The following is a 23,738-nucleotide window of genomic DNA, read 5'->3' as shown; positions in this document are numbered from 1 at the left end:
TCACGCATGCGGAGGCCACGAACGCCAGCACCAGTGCGATGGCGATGCATCGGACGGCGAACGCACGCGACTTGTCGGTTCTGCGAATGCCGTTGCTCACTTGCCGCCGTCCTTGTATCCGCTCAGATCGATGGTCAGCGAGCCCTTCTGCAGCACCATGCCCATCTTCTCGGCCTTTTCGGGCAGGGACGTCTGCAGTTCGTCGAGCTTGGCCTGGTCCTCCTCCACGTCCTGGGTGAGCACGGTGATGTTGGCCTGCACCTCGGCGGCCTCGAACGAGTTCTCCACCATCTGCGTGCGCAGCAGCAGCGCGCCGATCAGCGTGGCGGCGAGGAAGACCGCCGACGCGGCGATATGGAACAGCGACGTGCTGCGCGAGCGCGTCCACACGATGAGCCGCGCCAGACCGGCGGGCCGGCCGGCCTGCTTGGCGCCCGACTCGACCACATGCAGGCTGGGTCGGGTGGATGTCTCGGCGGGCTGGGGACGCCGGCTCTCCGGTACCGCGTTGGAGCGTACGGTTCGTCCACGGCTTGCCATCAGCGATTCCTTCCCTGCCGGGCCGGCTGGCCCGTTCGTCCGCCGCGGCGGCTGTGCGCGCCGCGGCGGACGGTTGCGTTGGTTGCGTTCGGTTCGAGTTGCCTCATCCTCGCCTCCGGTATCGGACGGACGAGTTCGACGGCCCTCAGCCTGACCGACGCGGAGCGCGGGTTGGAGGCGATCTCCGCCTCGTCGGCCTTGACGGCCCCGCGGGTCAGCTCCCGGAAGAACGGCTGGGCCTCCGGGGGGATCATCGGCAGGCCGGCCGGCGCATCCACCTTGAGTCCCTGGTTCATGAACGACTTGACGGTCTTGTCCTCCAGCGAATGGTAGGACTCGACGACCAGACGCCCGCCGACGGCCAGATGGGCCGCGATCTGCGGCAGGGTGCGCGCGAGCTTGTCCAGTTCGCCGTTGACCTCGATGCGCAGCGCCTGGAAGACGCGCTTGGCCGGGTTGCCCGCCGGACGGTGCGCCTGCGGGACGACCTCGTCGACCAATCGGTTGAGCTGGGCGGAGGTGGTCAGCGGCTCGTGCGCGCGGCGGGCGGCGATCTCGCGCGCGATCTGCCGCGCGAAGCGCTCCTCGCCGTAATCGCGGAAGATGCGGGCGAGCGACTCGGCGTCGTAGGTCGCCAGCACGCGCTCGGCGGTCAGCGGCTGGGTCACGTCCATGCGCATGTCGAGCGGGGCGTCGTGGGAATACGAGAAACCGCGGTCGGTCTCGTCGATCTGCAGGCTGGACAGTCCCAGATCCATGAACACGGCCTGCACCCGGTCGATGCCCTGATCGGCCAGCACGGCCGCGAATTCGTCGAAGGCGGCGTGCACCGGCGTGAACCGGTCCGCCAGCCCCTCCCGCCGCATGCGCTCGGTGGCCAGCCCCAACGCCTCGGTGTCGCGGTCGATGCCGATCAGCCTGGCCTCGGGCGCGGCCTTGAGGAAATGGGTGGCGTGGCCCGCCAGTCCGAGTGTGCAGTCCACCGCCACGGAACCCGGCTCCGCGAGCGCGGGCGCGACGAGAGCCACGCACCGCTCGAGCAGCACGGGCTGGTGAATGGTCGTGATATCGGTCATCAGAATCCCACCGCCGGTAGTACGTCGTCGGCCATGTCGGCATATCCCTGCTCCTGGGCAGCCAGATATTCCTCCCATGCCTTGCTGTTCCAAATCTCAGCCCGGGTGCCCACGCCGATCACCACCACGTCGGTGCCGAGGTTGGCGTAGTCGCGCAGCATCTGCGGCACGAGCACGCGGCCCTGCTTGTCGGGCTCCTGGTCGACCGCGCCGGACAGGAACACACGCAGGTAGTCGCGCGCCGCCTTGTCCCCCATCGAGGTGCGTTGGATCTGCATCGCGATGCGACGGAACTCGTTCTGCGGCAGCAGATACACGCAACGCTCCTGCCCCCTGGCCATGATGAGGCCGGGGCCGAGCTGGCTGCGCAGTTTCGCGGGCAACGCCAACCGTCCTTTCGCGTCGATCTTCGGGGTGTAGGTACCCAGCAGCAGCGGAGGCAGCGCGGCCGCCCCCGGGTCGGCCTGCGGCTGCGTGGAGGGGGTCTGAACGTCCGCCGTGAGCTGATCGTCCATGCACCCACCTCCTTTGTACGGTTATGCGATGCCTCCGGCCACAACTGATTCACCACTCTACCCCACCAATCACCATGAACACCCACTTCTCTACATTTTCCGCGCTTTTTGGCCTTCTCTTCACTCCCTCGACGCATTCGCGGGCGCGTCCGCGGGCTTCGGCACGGGTGCGGCGCCGCGGTCGGCCGCCCCCGGCATGCCGTTCATCGGAAATTCATGTTCCCGTGCGCGTTCCCACCCCGGAGGTAGGGGGTTGGGAGTACATTGGAATGCCTGAGTTTTTCGGCACACGCATACGAAACGGAGGGTCATGTCGGGTTACTCGTCGCAGATCCATGAGGAGCAGCGCGCCGTCGACCGCGCCTACGCGCGTCTCGACGCGCTGCGGGCGCAGGTCAGGTCCCGCCTTGACACGGTCAGGGCGGCCGGCTCGCACGGCTCACCCACCCAGCGCACCGAGCGAGACTCCTTCGCCACCATGTACGAGGACCGGCTCACGCAGATGCGCGCCGTGGAGGACCGTCTGGTGTTCGGCCGGCTCGACGACGTCAACGGCAACCGCCGCTACATCGGTCGCATAGGCCTGTCCAACGAGAGCCACGAGCCGATCCTGACCGACTGGCGCGCGGAGGCGGCCCGGCCGTTCTACGAGGCGACCCCGTCGCATCGGGGGGACATCGTGATGCGCCGCCATCTGACGCTGCGTTTCCGCGAGGTGGTGGGCATCGAGGACGAGGTGCTCGACGTCGATTCGAGCCAGGTCGATGACGCGGCCGCGTCCGGCACGCTTACCGGCGAGGGCGCGCTGCTCGCCTCGCTCAGCTCGCGTCGCACCGGCAAGATGACCGACATCGTGGCCACGATCCAGGCCGAGCAGGACCGCATCATCCGCTCCGAGCTGGGCCGCGCGGTCGTCGTGCAGGGAGGCCCCGGCACCGGCAAGACCGCCGTCGCGCTGCATCGCGCAGCCTACCTGCTGTACACGCACCGCCGCACGCTCGAACGTTCCGGCGTGCTCGTGGTCGGCCCGAGTCCCACGTTCCTGCGCTACATCGACCAGGTGCTCCCCTCGCTGGGCGAGACCGGCGTGGTCAGCCGCACCATCGCCGACCTGCTGCCCGGTCTGAGCGTCACCGCGACCGACGAGCCGCTCGCGGCCCAGCTCAAGGGCGACCGTCGCATGGCGCGGCTCGTCGCCGACGCGATCGCCGCGCGCGTGCGCGTGCCCGCGGACCTGCCGTCCGTCAACATCAACGGCTTCGCGGTGCCGATGAAGGCCGTCGACATCGAGCAGGCGCAGGCCGACGCGCGGCGCACGCACCAGCCGCACAACAAGGCCCGCGAGACGTTCGTCAAAAGCATGCTGTCGTCGCTGCGCGCACGATACGCCGAGCAGCTGGACTACACGCCGGACGAATCGGAGATGTCACGGGTCACCTCGCTGCTGCGTATGAACGACAAGGTGCGCAAGACCCTCAATCTCGCATGGCTGCCGATGACCGCGCCATGGCTCATCGACCAGCTGTGGGCGCATCCCGAACGGCTGCGCCGGCTCGCGCCGTGGCTGACCGAGGAGCAGGCCGCCGCGCTCGGCAGGCCGAAGGGCTCTCCGATGACGCGTTCGGACGTGCCGCTGCTCGACGAGGCGATGGAGCTGCTCGGCCCCGATCCGAAGGCCGCGAACCGTGCGGGCGAGCGGGATGCGGCGCGCGCCGAGGAGGAGCAGTTCGCCAAGGACACGCTCGCGCAGGCCGGCATCGGTTCGGGCATCGTCACCGCGCAGATGCTGGTGGACAACATCAACGGCGGCGATGTGGAGCTGACCGCGCAGCGCGCGGCGAACGACCGCGAATGGACGTACGGGCACATCGTCGTGGACGAGGCGCAGGAGCTGACCGCGATGGACTGGCGCATGCTGGTGCGCCGCTGCCCCTCCCGCTCGTTCACCATCGTGGGCGACGTGGCGCAGACCTCCGCGCTGGGTGGCACGCGCTCGTGGCCGCGCACGATGAACCGCATCTTCGGCGAGGGCCGCTGGGACCTCAACGAGCTGACCATCGACTACCGCAACCCGCAGGAGGTCTCCGACCTGGCATCGGACTTCGCCGAACGCGAGGGCCTGTACATCTCCACGGTCAAGGCCGTGCGCAGGATCCCCGATTCGGTGCGCCGCGTCGTGGTCGAGGACCGCGCCTCGCTGATCGACGACGTGGCGGCCCGCACCGTGGAGCTGACCCGCGAGTTCGTCGGCCGCGACGGCACCGGCCGCGTGGCGGTGATCGCGCCGGCATCGCTGCGCGACGACGTGCGGTCCCGCATCCGCGCCGCGTTGCGCGCCGCGCTCGCGCCCGGCGAGTTCGAACGGCTCGCGGCGCAGAACGCGTGGGACGAACAGGTGACCGTGTGCGACACGCAGGAGGTCAAGGGTCTCGAATACGACGCGGTCGTCGTCGTGGAACCGGGCGAGATCGAGCAGGAGGCCCCCTCCCGTCTGGTCGCCGCCTCGGACCTGTACGTGGCGATGACCCGTCCGACCCAGCGTCTGCTCATCGTGCGGACCGTCGCCGACAACGACGATCTGGCCATCTGACCATCCGGCGGATGCGCGTGCCGGCCGCATCGCGCATCCGGCCGTTCCAAGTATCTGACCATATCGGTAAGGTGGGGAGCATGCCCAAAGCACTGTTACTGGAAAACATTCATCCGTTCGCCGCGAAATCGTTGCGGGACCACGGCTTCGAGGTCGAGACGCGCAAGGGCGCGCTGGGCGAGGACGAGCTGATCGAGGCGCTCGACGGCGTCGACCTGCTCGGCATCCGCTCGAAGACGTCCGTGACCCGCAAGGTGATCGACGCCAGGCCGAGCCTGACCGCCGTCGGCTGCTTCTGCATCGGCACCAATCAGGTGGACCTGCCCTATGCCGGCAAGAAGGGCATCGCCGTCTTCAACGCGCCGTACTCCAACACCCGTTCCGTGGTGGAGCTGGTGATCTGCGACATCATCTGCCTGCTGCGCCGCATCCCCGCGCACACGCACCACATGCGCCACGGCATGTGGGACAAATCGGCCACCGGCTCGCACGAGGTGCGCGGCAAGACGCTCGGCATCATCGGCTACGGCAACATCGGCTCCCAACTGTCCGTGCTCGCCGAGGCCCTGGGCATGCGTGTGGTGTTCTACGACATCGAGGAGAAGCTTGCGATGGGCAACGCCCAGCGTTGTGAAACGCTCAACGAGCTGCTCGAGCAGTCGGATGCGGTCACGCTGCATGTCGACGGACGCAAGTCGAACACGGGCTTCTTCGGCGAGGACCAGTTCGCGCACATGAAGCAGGGCGCGATCTTCATCAACCTGTCGCGCGGCTTCGTGGCGGATCTGGATGCGCTCAAGCAGCATCTGGACTCCGGCCACCTGTCCGGCGCGGCCGTGGACGTGTTCCCCGTCGAACCGAAGAAGACCGGCGACCCGTTCTCCACGACGCTGGCCGAGGAGGACAACATGATCCTCACCCCGCATATCGGCGGCTCCACGCTTGAGGCGCAGGAGGCCATCGGCCACTTCGTCGCGCAGCGTCTGGAGGACTACTGGTTCAAGGGCTCCACGATGCTGTCGGTGAACATGCCGCAGATCACGCTCAACTCGCTGCCGGGCACCGCGCGCATCGCGCACCTGCACGCGAACCTGCCGGGCGTGCTCGCCCGCGTCAACCGGGTGCTCGGCGAGGAGAACATCAACATCGCGGCTCAGGCCCTCGGTACCGAGGGCGAGCTCGGCTACGTGGTGACCGACGTCTCGCAGACCCCGAGCCGCGAGGCGCTGGAGGCTCTGCGCAACATCGAGGGCACCATCCGCATGCGGGTGATCAGCTGACGCTTACGGCACGCGTGCCGTAAGGACAAAGCGCCAAGCGCTCGAGGGGGCGGGGATCCTATCCCCGCCCCCTTATTGCTTCCGGCATCCGGCAGGCCGGTCAGTCTTTGGCGGAGGCCTGCGCCTTCTCCTCGCGCAGCTCGTCGATGGCGCGCTGGAAGTCCTCAAGGCCGTTGAAGTCCTGGTACACGCTGGCGAACCGCAGGTAGGCGACCTCGTCGAGCTCCTTGAGCGGGGCGAGGATCGCCCTGCCCACGTCCTCGGAACGCACCTCCGCCAGGCCGCGCGAGCGCAGATCCTCCTCGACGCGCTGGCCGAGCGTCTTGAGGTCGTCCTCGTTGATGGGACGTCCCTGACAGGCCTTGCGCACGCCGGAGATCACCTTGTTGCGGTCGAAGGGCTCCATGTTGCCCGACCGCTTCGTTACCAGCAGCATGGTGCTTTCCACCGTGGTGAAGCGCCTGTGGCATTTCAGGCATTCGCGCCGCCTGCGGATCGAATGCCCGTCATCACTGATGCGGGTATCAACGACTTTGGTATCCGGTTGCTGACAAAAAGGACAATGCATGTTCCCAACAATAGCGTGAAACATGCGAAAAACATTCCTTTCCGGGGTTTCGCACACGTCGGTCCGCCCGGGATCGCCCCGAACCGGAAAAACGCATGCTCGCCGCCCCCTCTCCGGCACCGCATGCATCCCGGCTTCGGCGGTCATACCGGCGATCATGCCGGTGCCGCCACCGGGATCGGCACCGGTACATGACGGCATGCGCGTCCTCATTCCTTCGGCACCAGTATCCGCTGGCCCGCCTCCAGCTGCGCGCTGTCCATATGGTTGATCCGCATGATCAGATCGACGCTCTCCGCCACGTCGCCTCCCTGCGGCGTGATCCGTTCGGCATAAGCCCATAGCGTGTCCCCCGGGCGCACCGTGTAGCTCGTCACCTCGGTGGCCTCCGTAGGACCGGGATTCCACGGTTCGAAGGTCAGCAACACCGCCGCGACCATCATCGTCGCGAGCGCGATCGATGCAACGAGGCGTATGACACGCGGGCGGACGGACGACGTCCGCCTCGCCGTGCCGGTGGCTCCAGCCAGTGCGTTCATCACGACCACATCCTTTCGAACAATCGTTCTATCGAACAGTTGTTCCGATTGTGGCACAGTTGTTCGAAAAACGCAACACGACACGTCGAACAGATGTTTGATTTCATGCGATGTTCACGGTATGCTGAAAACCAATACGAAAGGAGCCGACCGTGAGCACCATCCCCTTCACCCCCAAGCGGCCGCAGGAAAGCGCCCTTACCGATCGCCAGCGCAAGGTGCTGGATGCGATCCGCGGCCACGTCGCCAGCAAGGGATTCGTCCCGTCCTTCCGCGAGATCGGCGAGGCGGCCGGTCTCAAAAGCCCCTCGTCGGTCAAGCACCAGCTGCAGGTGCTGGAGGAGAAGGGCTTCATCCGCATGAACGCGAACAAGGGGCGGGCCATCGAACTGGTGTCCGACTCGACACGGCCGTCGTCCGATGGTCCGGCGGAGGCGACGGCGACGGTGCTGCCGTTCCCCGGCAACCGGGAGGCGGGGGCCAGCGCCTCGATCATGCAGTCGCGGGACGTGCCGCTGGTGGGCCGCATCGCCGCCGGCGTGCCGATCACCGCAGAACAGCATGTGGACGACGTGATGCGCCTTCCGGAGCGCCTGACGGGCACGGGCAACCTGTTCATGCTCGAGGTGCACGGCGATTCGATGGTGGACGCCGCGATCTGCGACGGCGACTTCGTGGTGGTCAGGGAGCAGCAGTCCGCGGAGAACGGCGACATCGTGGCCGCCCTGTTGGGAGATGAGGCGACGGTGAAGACCTTCCGCAACGACAACGGCCATGTATGGCTCATTCCGCACAATCCGGCCTACTCCCCCATCGACGGCACGCACGCGCAGATCATGGGCCGAGTCGTCACCGTGCTGCGCAAGCTGTAACCGTCACCGACGATCCGGCGACCCGCGACGACGCACGCGCCCGCAGCGACGTGGACGGGCGGCGGCCGCAGCGCCCGTCCACGTCGCATTCCTTCCGGCCATCGGCCGGCTATCGATGGAGCTGCTCGGCGCTGGGCGTGCTGTATCCCTCGGGCTCGATCTGGAAGGTGGTGTGCGGCACCGAGACGGGGAAATGCTCTCGCAGGCAGTCCTGCAGCTGGCGCAGGATCTCGGTGGCCTGCTCCATGGTGGTGCCGCGCTCCACCACCACATGGGCCATGAGGATCGGCATGCCGGTGGACACGGTGCTGGCATGCAGGTCGTGCACTGCCACCACGCGGGGCACCCGTTCCATATGCCGGCGCACCGCGTCAAGGTCCAGGCCCTCCGGCGTCTCCTCGAGCAGCACGCGCACCGCGTTGCGCAGCAGCAGCACGGCCCGGGGGATCATCATCAGCGCGATAAGCCCACCGGCCACGGCATCGAAGCCGTCCCAGCCGGTCGTCATCATCACCACGGCGGAGATCACCACGGCCACCGAACCGAGCGCGTCGTTCATCACCTCAAGGAACGCGGCCTTCATGTTCATGTTGTCGGCCCGCTGCGAGGCGAGGATGGCGATCGACCCGACGTTCGCCGCCAGGCCGAGGATGCCGAAGAACAGCAGCAGCCCGATGTCCTGCACCGCATCGGCGCGGCCTCCGAACAGGCGCATGCCGGCCTCCGCCAACGCATACACGCCGACCACGAGCAGGATGATGGCCCCGCATGCTGCGGTGAGCACCTCAAGTCTGGCCCAGCCCCACGTGCGGCTCTTGCTGGGCTTGCGGCGCATCAGCACCGCCGTCACCGTGGAGGCGATCAGCACCGACATGTCGGTAAGCATGTGCCCGGCGTCCACCAGCAACGCCAATGACCCGGTGATGGCCGCCCCCACGACCTCGGCCACGAACACCGTGCCGGTCAACGCCAGCGTCATCATCAGCCGCCGCTGATGCGCGCGCGACGTCTCCCCGTTCCCCGCCGCAACGGCCCCTTCATGATGATCATGCGCCATATCCGTATCTCCTTGCGCCATTCGGCGTGAAACCGCTTCTCACAACCATTCTCATTTGCCCATAAACGCAACAACCCCGGCACAAGGCCGGGGTTGCATGCAATACCGCCGCGTAAAGCGACGGAAACCGGGATCAGAAGCCGAACTGGGCGGCGGTCTCCTTCAGCGTCTCGGCGGAGCGCTTGAGGGCCGCGAGCTCCTTGTCGGAGACCGGGGTGTTGATGGCGGTATTGACGCCCTGACGGTTGAGGAGGGTCGGCACGGACATGCACACGTCGGAGATGCCATGGAAGTCCTTGAGCATGGAGGACACCGGCAGGATGCGGTTGGTGTCGTGCAGGACGGCCTCGATGATGTCGACGCCGGACATGCCGATGGCGTAGTTGGTCGCGCCCTTGCCGTTGATGATCTTGTAGGCGGCGTTCTTGACTTCCTGGTGGATGGCCTCGCGCTTCTCGGCGTCGAGCGGCTCGTGGCCCGGCAGCGGGGTCCAGTCGCACATCGGGACGCCGCCGATGGTGGCGGAGGCCCACAGCGGGACCTCGGAGTCGCCGTGCTCGCCGGCGATGTAGGCGTGGACGTTCTTGACGTTGACGCCGGTCTGCTGCGCGATCAGGAAGCGCAGGCGGGCGGAGTCGAGGTTGGTGCCGGAGCCGAAGATCTGGTTCTGCGGCAGGCCGGTGATCTTCTGGGCGACGTGCGTGGCGATGTCGACCGGGTTGGTGATGAGCATGTAGATCGCGTTCGGGGCGACCTTGACGAGGTTCGGCATGATGGCCTGCAGGATCTTCACGGTCGCGCCGACGAGCTCGAGGCGGGACTGGCCGGGCTTCTGGCGCGGGCCGGCGGTGATGACGATCATGTCGGCGTCGCGGCAGATCTCGGGGTCGTCGGAGCCGTCGATGGAGACGGTCGGGTAGAAGCTGGAGCCGTGCTGCATGTCGAGCACTTCGGCCTCGACGCGCTCCTTGGCGATGTCCTCGAGGACGATCTCGCGGGCGACGCCGCGCTGGGCGGCGGCGAAGGCGAGCGTGGAGCCGACGGCGCCCGCTCCGACGACGGCGAGCTTGGTGGGCTTGATGAGTGATTCAGCCATGTTGTTAGCGACCTCTCTTAAAAATCTGCCGATTGTGTCGGCTTTTCTCCAAACAACACATTCACTCTATCCACACACGATGACGTTTCCGAAATCACGCAGTCGGCGGATTTTGTGATCTTGCTCACAGCGGATATCGGCGCTGGCGATAACCGGCCATAACGCCGATCGATATGCCCGCGCCGGCTCGACCGAACGGACCGGACACGCGGCCCGTACCGGACACGCCGGGCGACACGCCGCGTACGCCGGCCGTTGCCGGATCATGCCGGACCGCGCCCGTACGGTCTCAGTCAATGGCCTGGTCGACCACCTGCGCGGCGAGCCGACTGCCGACCTCGGCCTCGACCATCATGCCGTCGTCGCGGTATTCGATGCCCGTCACATGCCCGTATTCGCGGATCTTCGAGACCAGGGAGCCGGCCGTATACGGCAGCAGGGCCCTGACGTGCACGTTGGGCACGGGCAGCATGGCCTCGACCTGGTCGCGCAGCTCGTCGATGCCTTCGCCGCTGAATGCGGAGACGATGTGCGCGTCGGGTTCGAGCGCGAGGATGCGCTCGCGCGCGGTCTCGTCCATGCGGTCGGCCTTGTTGAACACGAGGATGCGCGGTATTTCGGCCGCGCCTTCGATGTCGGCGAGCACGTCGTTGACAGCGTCTATCTGCGAGAACGGGTCGGGATGCGATCCGTCGACGACGTGCACGATCAGGTCGGCCTCGGCGACCTCCTCCAACGTGGACTTGAACGCCTCGATCAGCTGCGTGGGCAGGCGGCGCACGAATCCGACCGTGTCGACGTAGGCGTACAGACGCCCGTCCCGTGCCTTGGCGCGGCGCACGGCCGTGTCGAGCGTGGCGAACAGCGCGTTCTCGACGAGTTCGGCGGAACCGGTCAGACGGTTGGTCAACGAGGATTTGCCGGCGTTCGTGTAGCCGACCACGGCGACGGTCGGCAGTCCGTAGCGTCGGCGCGAGCCGCGTTTGACTTCGCGGGCCGGCGCCATGTCGCGGATCTGTTTGCGCAGACGGGCGATGCGTGTGCGGATGACGCGGCGGTCCATTTCGATCTTCGTTTCGCCCGGGCCGCGAGAGCCGATGCCCGCGTCCGCGCCGGCCGCACGACCGCCGGCCTGACGCGACAGCGAGCCGCCCCAGCCGCGCAGTCGCGGCAGCATGTATTCGAGCTGGGCGAGTTCGACCTGCGCCTTGCCTTCGCGCGACGTCGCATGCTGGGCGAAGATGTCGAGGATCACGGCGGTGCGGTCGACGACCTTGACCTTGGTCGCGTCCTCGAGCGCGCGGCGCTGGCTGGGCGGCAGGTCGTCGTCGACGATGATCGTGTCGGCCTCCTCGCGCGCGACGATGTCGGCGATCTCCTTCGCCTTGCCGGAGCCGACGTACGTGGCCGCGTCCGGCCGATAGCGGTGCTGCAGCAGGCCGTCGCATACGACCGCGCCCGCGGTTTCGGCGAGCGCGGCCAGCTCGCGCAGGGATTCCTCGGCGGCCGCGGCGGTGGTCGTGGCCGAGGACCAGACGCCGACGAGCACGACGCGTTCGAGACGCACCTTGCGATATTCGACTTCGGTGACGTCCTGCAGTTCTCCGAGTCCGGCGACGTGCTTGAGCTGGTTGCGCGACTCGCGCTCCTCCCACGCCTCGTTGGACTGTTCGAAGGCGGCGGCGTCGTGGTCGTGGTCGTCGAGCAGCACCTCGGATTGGTCGGCCAGCACGCCGGTCAGAGTGGGCCCGTCCTCGATGATGGGCTGGTTCACGACGGTCCTCTCGTTGGCGGACTGCTGGCTTTGCTCGCTCAATGGCACCTCTCGACTGGTTCTCTTGACTCACGATTGAACTATGGTGGTCTTTATTATCATCGTTTTGGACGACATGGAGTTCGCGCCGAGCTTCACGGCCGGATTGGGCCGGCCGGCATGGCGGCGCGCAGGCAGGCAAGGAGAGGCATGGCCGAGCAGTATTTTTCCGCCGAACCCACTTCGAAGGACGTGCGCCGCACGCTGAACGTGACGTTGCAGGGGCGTGAGGTGCCCGTCGAAACGTCGAACGGCGTATTTTCCGGCTCCCGGCTTGATCTGGGCACGTCGGTGCTGCTGCGTGAGGTGCCCGAACCGCCGTCGTCCGGCGCGTTCCTCGATCTGGGCTGCGGCTGGGGCCCGGTGGCGCTGTCGTTGGCGTTCGCCGCGCCGGCCGCCGACGTGTGGGCGGTGGATGTGAACGAGCGCGCGTTGGAGCTGACGGTCGAGAACGCGAAGCGCAACGGATGCGGCAACGTGCATGCGACGCGCACCGACGAGTCCGGCGTTCCCGCGGCGGCGCAGCCGGCCGTGTGCGAGACGATGCCGGACGGGCTTCTGTTCGACGTGATCTGGTCGAATCCGCCGATCCGCATCGGCAAGGAGGCGCTGCACACGCTGCTCATGGCGTGGCTGCCGCGGCTGAAGCCGGACGGGGGCGTCGCGTATCTGGTGGTGCAGAAGAACCTCGGCGCGGATTCGCTGGTTCCATGGCTGGCCGGTGAGCTCGGCGAGGGCTACGAGGTGTCCAAGTACCATTCGGCCAAGGGATACCGCGTCATCGAAGTGGTGCGCAACAACTAGCGAAGGCCCGTCGATCGGGGCCGTCGGCGGCCGATGGAGATCGGTCGCCGACAAGACATGCAATGAGTCAGGAACATATGAAATTCGAATATCCATCCGAACTGCCGGTGTCGGCCGCGCGCGACGAGATCGCCGAGGCCGTCCGTCACAGCCAGGTCGTGATCGTGTCCGGTCAGACCGGCTCGGGCAAGACCACGCAGCTGCCGAAGATCCTGCTGGAACTGGGGCGTGGATCCCACGGCCGGCAGATCGTGCACACGCAGCCGCGTCGTCTGGCCGCTCGCACGGTCGCCGAACGCATCGCCGCGGAGATGGGCGTGCGGCTGGGCGACGAGGTCGGCTATCAGGTGCGTTTCACCGATGAAAGCTCGCCGAAGACGCGCCTGCGCGTGGTCACCGACGGCATTCTGCTCGCGCAGATCCAGCGCGATCCCAAGCTCAGCCAATACGACACGATCGTCATCGACGAGGCGCACGAACGCAGCCTCAACATCGACTTTCTGCTCGGCTATCTGACCGCCCTGCTGCCGCAGCGACGTGATCTCAAGCTCGTGATCACGTCGGCGACGATCGATTCGGTGAAGTTCAAGGAGCATTTCGAGCACGCGCTGCACGAGAAGGTGCCGGTGATCGAGGTCTCGGGCCGTACGTTCCCCGTGCAGATCGTGTACGAGCCGCTCGGCACCGCGCCGGCGCTGATGCGCAACGTGCCCGGCTTCGAAACGGGCGCGCTGCCCGGCGAGGAGGCGTACGCCGAATTGTCCGCCGCGCCGAGCGCCTCCGACCGGAACGGCAACGGGGGCGGCCGCGACACGGACATGGACATGCCGACCGCGGTCGCCCGCGCCTGCGCCGAACTGGTCATCCATTCGAGCCACGAGCGCGGCGCGCGCGACATCCTCGTGTTCGCCTCCGGCGAGCGCGACATCCACGAGTTCGAGAACGCGCTGCGCCGCCATTACGGTCCGCGCGCCGACGACATGCGCCGGCCGGACGCGATCGAGATCATGCCGCTGTTCGCGAGGCTGTCGGCCAAGGATCAGCATCGCGTGTTCGAGCCGCATACGCATCAGCGCATCGTGATCGCCACGAACGTGGCCGAGACGTCGCTGACGGTGCCGGGCATCCGCTACGTGGTCGACCCGGGCACCGCGCGCATCTCCCGCTACTCGAAGACCGCGAAGGTGCAGAGGCTTCCGATCGAACCGATCTCGCAGGCGAGCGCCGACCAGAGGAGCGGCCGATGCGGCCGTATCGCCGACGGCATCGCGATCCGCCTGTATTCGCGCGAGGACTACGAGACGCGCCCGCGGTTCACCGAACCGGAGATCCTGCGCACGTCGCTGGGCGCTGTCGTGCTGCACATGCTGTCGGTCGGCGTGGCGCGCACGGCCGAGGACGTGACGAACTTCGGGTTCATCGACCCGCCGGACATGAAGGCCGTCTCGGACGGCTTCAACGAGCTGACCGAGCTCAAGGCCGTGGCCCGCAAGCGCGGCGAGGTGGTGCTCACGCACATCGGCCGGCAGCTCGCGCGCATCCCGATCGACGTGCGCTTGGGACGCATGGTGATCGAGGCGGCGAAGTCGACCACGCCGGACACGCTGGCCGCGGTGCTCGTGATCGTCGCGTTCCTGAGCCTGCAGGATCCGCGCGAGCGCCCGGACGAGGCGAGGGACGAGGCCGACCGCATCCACAACCGCTACGCCGATCCGACGAGCGACTATCTGACCGCGCTCAACATCTGGGACCGCATCTTCCAGGCTGACGGCGAGCCGAGCAATTCGGCGCTGCGCCGCATCTGCAAGACCGAGTACTTCAGTTGGATGCGCGTGCGCCAGTGGAAGGATCTGGTGAACCAGCTCACCGACATGTGCCATGAGCTCAAGTTCACGGTCGGCTCTCCGCAGCCCGCGTCGCGTCCCGGTCTGGAGGTGCGCCAGCTGCCGATCAACCAGCAGGCCGCCGGTTCGCTGCGCTGCTCGTGGGACGACCGTGGCATCCACACGTCGATGCTCGCCGGACTGCTGTCGATGATGGGCATGCAGATCATCCGCGAGCCGAAGGCGTCCGACTTCACCGGGCTGAAGGGCGCGGCGCGCGCGAAGGCGATCAAGCGTGCGCAGAAGATGGCGAAGAACGACTATCAGGGCGCCCGCGGCACGCATTTCGCGCTGTTCCCCGCCTCGAGCGTGGCCAAGTCCACGCCGCCGTGGGTGATGAGCACGGAGCTCGTGGAGACGAGCCGCCTGTGGGCCCGCTATTCGGCGGCGATCGACCCGGCGTGGGCGGAGCCGCTGGCCGGCCAGCTCACGCGCACCACGTACGCGGAGCCGCACTGGTCGGGTTCGCGCGGCTCGGCAGTGGCGAGCGCGAAGGTGCTGCTGTACGGCCTGCCGATCGTGCAGGACCGCACCGTGCAGTGGGGGCGCATCAATCCGCTTGAGGCGCGTGACTTCCTGCTGCGGCAGGGTCTGGTCGAGGGCGACATCCAGCAGCGGTTCAGCTACGACGAGTTCGTGGGCCGCAACCGCGACATCCTCGACGAGGCGGCCGACGACGCGAGCCGTACGCGTCAGCTGGCCGAAACGGTCAGTGACGAGGACCTGTTCGACTTCTACCAGTCGGTGATCCCGAACGACGTGACGTGCGTGGCGGATCTGGCCAAATGGTGGAGGAAGGAGCACGACGAGCACCCGCACCTGCTCGACTTCGACCCTGACAAGGTCGAACGCCTCGCCTCGGCCGAATCGGTGAGCCTGGCGGACTATCCGGACCATTGGCATACGCTCGGCACCGACGGCCAGCCGATCGACCTGCGTCTGAGCTACGTGTACGATCCGCATGACCCGCACGACGGCGTGACCGTGCATATCCCGCTCAAGGCGCTCTCCAGGCTCACGCCCGCGCAGTTCAGCTGGAACGTGCCCGGTCTGCTCGACGAGCTGATCGTGGGGCTCATCAAGTCGCTGCCGAAGACGCTGCGCGTGCAGTTCGTGCCCGCGCCGGACACGGCCCGCAAGATCCGCACGTGGATCGACGAGCATTATCCCGACCTGCCCGGTTCCGGCGAACGCAACAGGCCGAACCTGCCGCCGGACGATGCGGCCGATGCGGCCGGCGCCGCCTGGCCCGACCTGCCGCACGTGTTCACGCAGGCGGCGATCGCGACCGTCGGCGCGCAGATCCACCCCGAGGTGCTCACCGGCGACCTGTGGGAGAAGCTGTCGCCGTATCTGCGCATGACGTTCGCGGTCGAACAGCAGCTGCCTGCGCCGAAGAACGCTCGCGGACGGCGCGGCGGACGCGGGCCGGTCAAGGTGCTGGGATCCGGCAAGTCGCTGGTCGAACTGCAGCGAAGGTTCGCGGCCGAAGCGGAGGCGTCGGCGCGGCAGATGGTCAAGAGGCAGGCCGATCGCGCCGCCGATCAGGGCAGACTCGTCGAACAGGCGAACCTGCTGCACAAGGCGGGCGCGACCACCGAGTCGCGCGCCGACATGCTCTGGCACGGCGCGCTCGACACGCTGCGGCTGCCGTCCGAACGCATCTCGTCGCGCTGGCTCGGCGCGGAGGCGCTTATGCTCGCCTCGGCCCCGTACAAGTCCACCAAGGATCTGGTGGAGGACCTGCAGCTGGCCGCGGTCAAGCGGCTGTTGCCGAAGGTGGACACGCTGCCGGACGACGATGCGCTCGCCGACGCGGTGCTGGGCGTCACCGAGATCTTCGAGGACACCGTATACGCGGTCTCGCACGACGTGATCACGATCCTCAAACGCTATGCGGAGGTCGACAAGGCCGTGTCCGGCAAGGCCGACCTGCCGATGCTGTCGGTGCTGCAATCGGTGCGCGAGCATATCGCGACGCTTGTATTCCCCGGATTCGTCGGCGCCGCTCCCCCGGACGCGCTGGCGAACATCCCACGATATCTGCAGGCGGACATGATGCGCCTGACCAAGGCGAAGGCGGACAAGAACCGCGACGTGCGCTGGGCGTGGGAGGCCGACGAGGCCCGACAGCTGGTCGACAAGGCCAAGGCCCGCGCCAAGGCCGAGCCGGCCGGCCCACGGCACGAGGAGCTGGCCAAGAAGGCGGACGCCGCGCGCTGGATGCTCGAGGAGTTCTACGTGTCCCTGTGGGCGCAGGAGCTCGGCACCGTCAAGCCGGTGAGCCTCAACCGCATCAAGAAGGCGCTGGCATAGCCTCCGATGCCGAACGGGCCAAGGCGTGACGGTTTCGTCCCGTCTTGGCCCGTTCCGTTTCCGGTCCCGGGCGGGACGACTACAATGACGCTGCGATGGCACAGCAGAAGCAGCAAAAGCAACAGAAACAGACCAAACAGACGCGGCATACGAAACGAACCCGGCGTGCAGATCGGACCGATGCCGGAACGAAACGACGCAAGACGACCCCGACGGTGCCGATGACGCCGGAGCAGTGGAAACGCCGGTGGCGGTCCCTCTCCCCCGCGGGGCGGATCAAGACCATGCTGGTCACGCTGACGACGATCGTGTGCGTGATCGCGCTGTCCGTCTTCTCCGTTCGCTTCGTGCAGTGGCGCATCGCCGTGCGCACGGCCGAGGCGAGACAGCTGGAACTGACGCAGATCTACGACTTCGACCCGGGCGACATCATCTCCGACGGCCAGTTCTTCAACGCGGACGCGATGAGCGAGGCGGAGATCCAGTCGTTCCTCGACGAGCACGGCGCGGACTGCTCCGGCGACCAGTGCCTGAAAGCCAAGACCTTCGCCACGTCCGACAAGCCGGCCGACGAATACTGCGCGGCCTATCAGGGAGCGAAGAGGGAGACCGCGGCCGCGATCATCGCCAAATCGGCGCGAGCCTGCGGCATCAGTCCCAAGGTGCTGCTCACCGTCATGCAGAAGGAGCAGCAGCTTGTCACCGCGACCAAGCCGACCGCATTCCAGTACAAGGCCGCGATGGGGCTCAGCTGCCCGGACGACGACAGCTGCGATCCGAAATACGCCGGATTCTTCAATCAGGTGTACGGTTCGGCCGCGCGCTACCAATACTACGTCGCGCACGAGGACCGGTACGGCTACCATGCGGACGCGCTGAACTACATCCAGTACCATCCGAACGCGGGCTGCGGCGGCACCGACGTGTACATCCGCAACAAGGCGACCGCGCTGCTGTACATCTACACGCCGTACCAGCCGAACGACGCCGCGCTCGCGGCCGGGGCCGGCGAGGGCGACGCCTGTTCAAGCTACGGCAACCGCAATTTCGCGATCATCTACCAGAGCTGGTTCGGCGCGATGCGATGAGCGATACGCCGAAACGCGACGGCTAGTCCTTCTTGAGGTAGCGGCCCATCGAGAGCGTCGTCGCGACCGCGCACAGCGAGAAGACCGCGCCGACCGGACCAAGCCAGGCCAGGCCCAGATGGTCGTTGACCAGACCGCCGACGGCCGAGCCGATCGCGATGCCGATGTTGAACGACATCGAGTTGAGCGAGGCGGCGAGGTTCATCGAACCGGGGTGCGCCTCGGCGGCCACATCCATGTACAGCACCTGCGACGAGGCGTTGAACAGGTACATGAACATGCCGAGCACGATGAGCAGGATCGCGCCGTAGACCGGGATCACGCGGGCCAGCGCGAGCGAGCACAGGAGCACGCCGTGCGCGAGGAACACCCAGCGCAGATGGTAGAGCGGCTCCACTCCCCTGCCGCGTTCGGCGAGCTTGCCGGCGTACAGGTTGCTCCACAGGCAGGCCACGCCGTAGACGACGAGACCGATGCTCAGATACTGTTCCGGAATGTGGACCTCGTCGCGCATGATCGGCGTCAGATACGTGTAGAACACGTAGCTGGAGCCCGCGCCGAAGACGACGGCGAGCACGCCGAGCCAGATGCGCCGGTCGAAGAACAGACGGAACTGCGGCAGGAACCCGACCTTCATCAGGTGGCTGTTACGCGGCAGCACGAGCAGCATCATCACGATGAGCGCGACGGTGAGCAGGTCGATCAAATGGAACGACCAGCGCCAGCCGAACGTGTTCGCGATCCACGTGCCGACCGGCACGCCGACCACCGACGCGATCGAGAAGCCGGAGAACACCCATGCGATGAACTTGGTGCGGTACCGGTCGGTGGTCACGTCGGGCGCGTAGGTCATCGCGATGGCCACCAGCGTGCCGGAGACGAGCGCGATCATGATGCGCGCGACGACGAGCACGGCGTAGTTCGGCGCGAACGCGCACAGCACGTTGCCCGCGAGGAAGACGCCCATCAGCGTCAGATGCGTGGCGAAGCGCGGGAAGCGAGCCGACAGCGCGGAGCCGAGCGGCGTGACCGGCGCGTAGACGAACGCGAACAGCGACACGAGGTTGCCGACCGTTACTTCGGAGACGGACAGGCCCTTGGCGATGTCCGGCAGGATGCCGACGACGATGAACTCGCTCATGCCCAGCATGAAGCTGATCGCGATGAGCGTGACGACTGGAAGCGTAAAAAAGCGGGTGCCGACGGCACCCGCGTTCTTGGTTGAGGTCATGGGACGATACTACAACTTGGGCAGGTACGTCTTGAGCTCGTACGGCGTGACCTGGCTGCGGTACGCCTCCCACTCCTGCCGCTTGTTGCGGATGAAGTACTCGAAGGCGTGCTCGCCGAGCACGTCGGCCACGAAGTCGGACTTCTCCATGATCTTGAGCGCCTCGTCGAGGGACTCCGGCAGCGGCTGGATGCCCATCGCCTGACGTTCCTCGTCGGTCAGCTCCCACACGTCGTCGCTGGTCGGCTCGCCGAGCGTCATCTGCTTGTCGATGCCGTCGAGACCGGCGGCCAGCAGCACCGAGTATGCGAGGTAGGGGTTGGCGACCGGGTCGAGCGCACGGAACTCCATGCGGGCGGAATTGCCCTTGCCGGGCTTGTACTGCGGGATGCGCAGCAGCGCGGAACGGTTGTTGTGGCCCCAGCAGATGTAGCTGGGGGCCTCGTTGCCGCCCCACAGGCGCTTGTACGAGTTGACGTACTGGTCGGTGACCGCGCAGATCTCGGCCGCATGGTAGAGGATGCCTGCCGCGAACTGGCGGGCCGTCATCGACATGTTGAACTCCTGGCCGGCCTCGTAGAAGGCGTTCGCGTCGCCCTCGAACAGGCTCAGGTGGGTGTGCATGCCGGAGCCCGGCGCGTCGGCCAGGGGCTTCGGCATGAAGCTGGCGTGGATGCCGCGCTCCAGCGAGATCTCCTTGACCACCGTGCGGAAGGTCATGATGTTGTCCGCCGTCGTCAGCGCGTCGGCGTAGCGCAGATCGATCTCGTTCTGGCCGGGGCCGGCCTCGTGATGCGAGTATTCCACCGAGATGCCCATCTGCTCGAGCATGTTCACGGTGGCGCGGCGGAAGTCCATGCCGGGGCTGCGCGGCACGTGGTCGAAATAGCCGCCCTCGTCGATCGGGGTCGGGGCCTTGGACCAGTCGTCCTGGGATTCGAACAGGTAGAACTCGATCTCGGGGTGCACGTAGAACGTGAAGCCCTTCTCCTTCGCCTTGGCGAGCGCGCGCTTGAGCACATGGCGCGGATCGCCGAGCGACGGCTCGCCGTCGGGGGTGAGGATGTCGCAGAACATGCGCGCGGTGCCCTGCGGACCGCCGCGCCACGGCAGGATCTGGAAGGTCGACGGGTCGGGCTGGACGATCATGTCGTCCTCCGAAACGCGCGTCATGCCCTCGATCGCCGAACCGTCGAATCCGAGCCCCTCCTCGAACGCGGCCTCCAGCTCGGCCGGCGCGATGGCCACGGATTTCAGCGTGCCCAGAACGTCGGTGAACCACAACCGAATAAAGCGCACGTCGCGTTCCTCGACCGTGCGCAGCGCAAACTCCTGCTGTTTATCCATAACGCCCTATGGTTCCATCGCCGTGTTACGACGTTCGTTAACACAAGCCGTTCGCGGTATGGTAGTGGATTATGAGCGTGAATGAGAGCAACATCCTGGCCTCGGCCAACGCCGACCGGCCCATCATCGACATGCGGTCGTGGCATCAGGCAGACACCCCGGACGAACGCGAGCAAGCCGGGCTCGAACGCCGCTTCCGCGTGCCGCTGGAAAGCCACGCGCTGTGGCAGGTGCGAGAGGGCCGCCGCGACGTGATCGGCCTGTTGGAGGAACAGTCGCGCGTGCGCGTGCAGGATCTGATCCCGCTGCGCTACCAGCGCATGAGCGTCTCGCCGTTCACGTTCTACCGCGGCACGGCGCTCATCATGGCGAACGATCTGGCCCGCACGCCGGTCACCGGCATTCCGGTGCAGGCCGTCGGCGACGCGCACATCGGCAACTTCGGCATGTTCCGTTCCCCGTCGAACCGTCTCGTGTTCGACATCAACGACTTCGACGAGACGACGACCGGCCCGTGGGAGTGGGACATCAAACGGCTCGCCGTCTCGGTGGAGATCTGCGGCCGTGCGAACGGCATCCGCAAGCTGGAACGCCGGGCGGCGGTCAAGCGCTGCGTGCACTCGTACCGCGACCATCTGATGCAGTACGCGCAGATGGACTATCTGGACGTCTGGTACGACCACATCGACGTGGAGGCCGCGCTCGACCATTACGAACGCACGATGAACGGCCGACGCAACCGCACGCTGCGCGACGCCGCGGACAAGGCGGCCGTCAAGGACTCCAACCGCGCGGCCGCGAAGCTCACGTACCGCGACGGCGACAAGCTGCGCTTCCGATCCAAGCCGCCGGAGCTGACGCCGATCAACGAGCTGCACGACTACGCCGATCTGGAGGCGCTGCAGGGGCGGCTCGAAACGCTGTTCAACAGCTACCGGCATTCGCTGTACGAGGACCGCCGGCATGTGCTGAGTCACTACACGTATCACGACACAGCCCGCAAGGTGGTGGGCGTCGGTTCGGTGGGCACGCGCGCGTGGGTGTCGATTATGACCGGCCGCGACATCAACGATCCGCTCATGCTGCAGATGAAGGAGGCGAACGAGTCCGTGCTGGAGCGTTTCGTGGGCCGTTCGCCGTACGCCACGCACGGCGAACGCGTGGTGCAGGGCCAGAAGCTGATCCAGTCGACCGCGGACGTGCTGCTCGGCTGGGCGAGCTTCATGGCCGAGGACGGGCACCCGCGCGACTATTACGTGCGCCAGTTCTGGAACGGCAAGGGGTCGATCGACATCGACCATCTCAACGATCTGGCGCTGTCCGATCTGGGCCGCATGTGCGCGCGGTGCCTGGCGCACGCGCACGCGCGTACCGGCGACCGCATCGCGATCGCGTCCTATGTGGGCGAGGACGAGTCGTTCGACGAGGCGATCGCCTCGTTCGCGAGCTCCTACGCCGATCAGAACGACGCCGACTACGCGCTGTTCAAGCAGCTCATCGACGCCGGCAAGCTGCCTTGCGCGGCGTGAGCGCCGCCGTTGTGCGACACGGAGCGTGACCGGGGAGCGGACCGCTCTCCCTGTCACGGACCGTGTCACGTAACGGGGCCGTGTCACGCAACGTCGTGTGACACGGCCCCATTCGCGTGGCGATATGCCACGATTACTTCGCGACTTCGAGCGCCTCCTGGAGGGTGAAGGCGCGTGCGTACAGCGACTTGCCGAGGATCGCGGAGTCGACGCCGAGGTCGGCGAGCTCCTTGATCGCGCGCAGGTCGTCGAGCTTGCTGATGCCGCCGGAGGCGGTCACCTTGGCGTCCGTGCGTTCGGCGACCTCACGCAGCAGTCCGATGTTCGGGCCGCTCATCATGCCGTCGCGGGCCACGTCGGTGACGACGTAGCGCGAGCAGCCGACCGAGTCGAGGAACTTCATCGTCTCGAACAGGTCGCCGCCCTCCTTGACCCAGCCGCGGGCCGCGAGCGTGTGGCCGCGCACGTCGAGTCCGACGGCCACGCGGTCGCCGTATTTGCGGATCACGGACGCGGTCCAGTCGGGGTTCTCGAGCGCGGCGGTGCCGATGTTCACGCGGGCAGCGCCGGCCTCCAGCGCGGCGTCGAGCGAGGCGTCGTCGCGCACGCCGCCGGACATTTCGATGTTGACTCGATCGCCGAGCTCGTGCACGATCTCACGCAGCTGGGCGCGGTTGTCGCCCGTGCCGAACGCGGCGTCGAGGTCGACGAGGTGGATCCATTCGGCACCGGCCTCGACCCAGGTGCGGGCGGCCTCGAGCGGGGAGCCGTAGTCGGTTTCGGAGCCGGATTCGCCCTGGCGCAGGCGCACGGCCTTGCCGTCGCGGACATCGACGGCGGGCAGCAGTGTAAGGGACATGATCGAGACCTTTCTTACGAATCGTTATTTCGAGACGAAGCCGGCAGATCCTGCCGACCGACAAACGTCAGAACGTGGACACCCAGTTGCGCAGCAGCTGCGCGCCCGCCTCGGCGGACTTCTCCGGGTGGAACTGGGTGGCGAACAGGGGGCCGCGCTCGTAGGCGGCCACGAACCGGCTGCGGCCGTAGTCGCACCAGGTCACGCGTTCCGGCGCGTCGCCGAAGTCGATGTCGAGCCGGCTCAGATCGGCCGGGCGCACGTCCATCGCCGCATACGAGTGCACGAAATAGAACCGCTCATTCTCCACACCGCGCATCAGCACGGAGTCCTCGGCCGCGTCGACCGTGTCCCAGCCCATGTGCGGCACCACATCGGCGTCGAGCAGATCGACCGTGCCGCCGATCAGGCCGAGCCCGGCCGCCTCGTGACCGCGTTCGAGCCCGCGTTCGAACATGATCTGCTCGCCCACGCACACGCCGAGCACGGGTCGGCCGGCGCGCAGACGGTCGGCGATCACACGGTCGCCGGACATCTGCTTCAGGCCCTCCATGCACGCGGCGAACGCGCCCACGCCGGGCACGACCAGTCCGTCGGCTTCGAGCGCCTGACGATAGTCGGAGGTCAGGGTCACGTCGAGTCCGAGGTTGGCGAGCGCGCGCACCATGGAGCGCACGTTGCCGAATCCGTAGTCGAATACCACCACCGATGTCATGTTTGGTTCCTCTCGTTGTG

The 23,738-nt window shown here is 67.0% G+C and carries 20 protein-coding genes; 8 read left to right on the top strand and 12 right to left on the bottom strand.

Annotated features, from left to right (window positions below):
* Positions 1-96: 96 nt before the first annotated feature.
* Genes ftsL through mraZ form a run of 3 tightly spaced genes read right to left on the bottom strand, consistent with a single transcriptional unit; the run spans position 97 to position 2,131 of the window.
* A complete protein-coding gene (ftsL, locus tag JS533_RS00205; protein WP_241512563.1) occupies positions 97-540 on the bottom strand; it encodes a cell division protein FtsL in 444 nt (147 codons plus the stop codon).
* Positions 540-1,616, bottom strand: coding sequence for a 16S rRNA (cytosine(1402)-N(4))-methyltransferase RsmH (gene rsmH, locus JS533_RS00200; RefSeq protein ID WP_241512562.1), 1,077 nt, complete (start codon positions 1,614-1,616; stop codon positions 540-542). The genes ftsL and rsmH overlap by 1 nt, the downstream gene beginning before the upstream one ends.
* Complete coding sequence (gene mraZ / locus JS533_RS00195; RefSeq protein WP_241512561.1) at positions 1,616-2,131, bottom strand: division/cell wall cluster transcriptional repressor MraZ; 516 nt, start codon at positions 2,129-2,131, stop codon at positions 1,616-1,618. Before mraZ ends, rsmH begins: the two co-directional genes overlap by 1 nt.
* 310 nt (positions 2,132-2,441) lie before the next feature.
* Here mraZ and JS533_RS00190 point away from each other — a divergent pair, with 310 nt between their 5' ends.
* Both JS533_RS00190 and serA read left to right on the top strand, forming a co-directional pair.
* Complete coding sequence (locus tag JS533_RS00190) at positions 2,442-4,721, top strand: HelD family protein (protein WP_241512560.1); 2,280 nt, start codon at positions 2,442-2,444, stop codon at positions 4,719-4,721.
* Between the two features lie 80 nt (positions 4,722-4,801).
* Positions 4,802-6,001 (top strand): phosphoglycerate dehydrogenase, encoded by a 1,200-nt coding sequence (gene serA / locus JS533_RS00185; protein ID WP_241512559.1) that lies wholly within the window; start codon positions 4,802-4,804, stop codon positions 5,999-6,001.
* A 100-nt stretch (positions 6,002-6,101) separates the two neighbouring features.
* Here serA and nrdR read toward each other — a convergent pair whose 3' ends face one another.
* Positions 6,102-6,569 (bottom strand): transcriptional regulator NrdR, encoded by a 468-nt coding sequence (gene nrdR / locus JS533_RS00180; protein ID WP_241512637.1) that lies wholly within the window; start codon positions 6,567-6,569, stop codon positions 6,102-6,104.
* Between nrdR and JS533_RS00175 the strand changes: the two genes are divergently transcribed.
* On the top strand, positions 6,465-6,764 hold the full coding sequence (locus tag JS533_RS00175) for a hypothetical protein (protein ID WP_241512650.1): 300 nt from the start codon (positions 6,465-6,467) through the stop codon (positions 6,762-6,764). The genes nrdR and JS533_RS00175 overlap by 105 nt on opposite strands.
* 14 nt (positions 6,765-6,778) lie before the next feature.
* On the opposite strand, the gene JS533_RS00170 is transcribed toward JS533_RS00175, so the two are convergent.
* Positions 6,779-7,108, bottom strand: a complete 330-nt coding sequence (locus tag JS533_RS00170; protein WP_241512636.1) for a LysM peptidoglycan-binding domain-containing protein — start codon at positions 7,106-7,108, stop codon at positions 6,779-6,781.
* Positions 7,109-7,260: 152 nt separating this feature from the next.
* Here JS533_RS00170 and lexA point away from each other — a divergent pair, with 152 nt between their 5' ends.
* Positions 7,261-7,980: a transcriptional repressor LexA gene (lexA, locus tag JS533_RS00165; protein ID WP_241512558.1), complete on the top strand. Its 720-nt coding sequence runs from the start codon at positions 7,261-7,263 to the stop codon at positions 7,978-7,980.
* Positions 7,981-8,089: 109 nt separating this feature from the next.
* Here lexA and JS533_RS00160 read toward each other — a convergent pair whose 3' ends face one another.
* The 3 genes from JS533_RS00160 to hflX all read right to left on the bottom strand — a co-directional run bounded on the left by JS533_RS00160 (position 8,090) and on the right by hflX (position 11,907).
* Positions 8,090-9,037, bottom strand: a complete 948-nt coding sequence (locus JS533_RS00160) for a cation diffusion facilitator family transporter (RefSeq protein WP_241512557.1) — start codon at positions 9,035-9,037, stop codon at positions 8,090-8,092.
* A 133-nt stretch (positions 9,038-9,170) separates the two neighbouring features.
* Positions 9,171-10,133: an L-lactate dehydrogenase gene (locus tag JS533_RS00155; protein ID WP_241512556.1), complete on the bottom strand. Its 963-nt coding sequence runs from the start codon at positions 10,131-10,133 to the stop codon at positions 9,171-9,173.
* A gap of 289 nt (positions 10,134-10,422) precedes the next feature.
* Complete coding sequence (gene hflX / locus JS533_RS00150) at positions 10,423-11,907, bottom strand: GTPase HflX (protein WP_241512635.1); 1,485 nt, start codon at positions 11,905-11,907, stop codon at positions 10,423-10,425.
* A gap of 189 nt (positions 11,908-12,096) precedes the next feature.
* Between hflX and JS533_RS00145 the strand changes: the two genes are divergently transcribed.
* The 3 genes from JS533_RS00145 to JS533_RS00135 all read left to right on the top strand — a co-directional run bounded on the left by JS533_RS00145 (position 12,097) and on the right by JS533_RS00135 (position 18,037).
* Positions 12,097-12,750: a class I SAM-dependent methyltransferase gene (locus JS533_RS00145; protein ID WP_241512555.1), complete on the top strand. Its 654-nt coding sequence runs from the start codon at positions 12,097-12,099 to the stop codon at positions 12,748-12,750.
* 77 nt (positions 12,751-12,827) lie between these two features.
* The gene (locus JS533_RS00140) at positions 12,828-16,949 is read left to right on the top strand and encodes a DUF3418 domain-containing protein (protein ID WP_241512554.1); all 4,122 of its coding nucleotides are present in this window, start codon (positions 12,828-12,830) and stop codon (positions 16,947-16,949) included.
* A 284-nt stretch (positions 16,950-17,233) separates the two neighbouring features.
* Positions 17,234-18,037, top strand: coding sequence for a hemagglutinin (locus JS533_RS00135; protein WP_241512634.1), 804 nt, complete (start codon positions 17,234-17,236; stop codon positions 18,035-18,037).
* A gap of 22 nt (positions 18,038-18,059) precedes the next feature.
* Here the strand turns inward: JS533_RS00135 and JS533_RS00130 are convergent, their stop codons facing one another.
* Positions 18,060-19,268, bottom strand: coding sequence for an MFS transporter (locus JS533_RS00130; protein WP_274619114.1), 1,209 nt, complete (start codon positions 19,266-19,268; stop codon positions 18,060-18,062).
* Positions 19,269-19,277: 9 nt separating this feature from the next.
* Positions 19,278-20,615, bottom strand: a complete 1,338-nt coding sequence (gene glnA / locus JS533_RS00125) for a type I glutamate--ammonia ligase (RefSeq protein WP_219057991.1) — start codon at positions 20,613-20,615, stop codon at positions 19,278-19,280.
* 77 nt (positions 20,616-20,692) lie between these two features.
* Here glnA and JS533_RS00120 point away from each other — a divergent pair, with 77 nt between their 5' ends.
* Positions 20,693-22,144 carry a DUF2252 domain-containing protein gene (locus JS533_RS00120; protein ID WP_241512632.1) on the top strand — a complete coding sequence of 484 codons (1,452 nt, stop codon included), beginning with the start codon at positions 20,693-20,695 and terminating at the stop codon, positions 22,142-22,144.
* A 133-nt stretch (positions 22,145-22,277) separates the two neighbouring features.
* Here JS533_RS00120 and priA read toward each other — a convergent pair whose 3' ends face one another.
* Positions 22,278-23,003, bottom strand: a complete 726-nt coding sequence (gene priA / locus JS533_RS00115) for a bifunctional 1-(5-phosphoribosyl)-5-((5-phosphoribosylamino)methylideneamino)imidazole-4-carboxamide isomerase/phosphoribosylanthranilate isomerase PriA (RefSeq protein WP_241512553.1) — start codon at positions 23,001-23,003, stop codon at positions 22,278-22,280.
* A 67-nt stretch (positions 23,004-23,070) separates the two neighbouring features.
* Complete coding sequence (hisH, locus tag JS533_RS00110) at positions 23,071-23,718, bottom strand: imidazole glycerol phosphate synthase subunit HisH (protein ID WP_241512552.1); 648 nt, start codon at positions 23,716-23,718, stop codon at positions 23,071-23,073.
* Positions 23,719-23,738 lie beyond the last annotated feature (20 nt).

It is taken from the genome of Bifidobacterium amazonense (assembly GCF_018555435.2).
Lineage (GTDB): Bacteria > Actinomycetota > Actinomycetes > Actinomycetales > Bifidobacteriaceae > Bifidobacterium > Bifidobacterium amazonense.
This window is presented reverse-complemented; position numbering and strand designations above follow the sequence as displayed.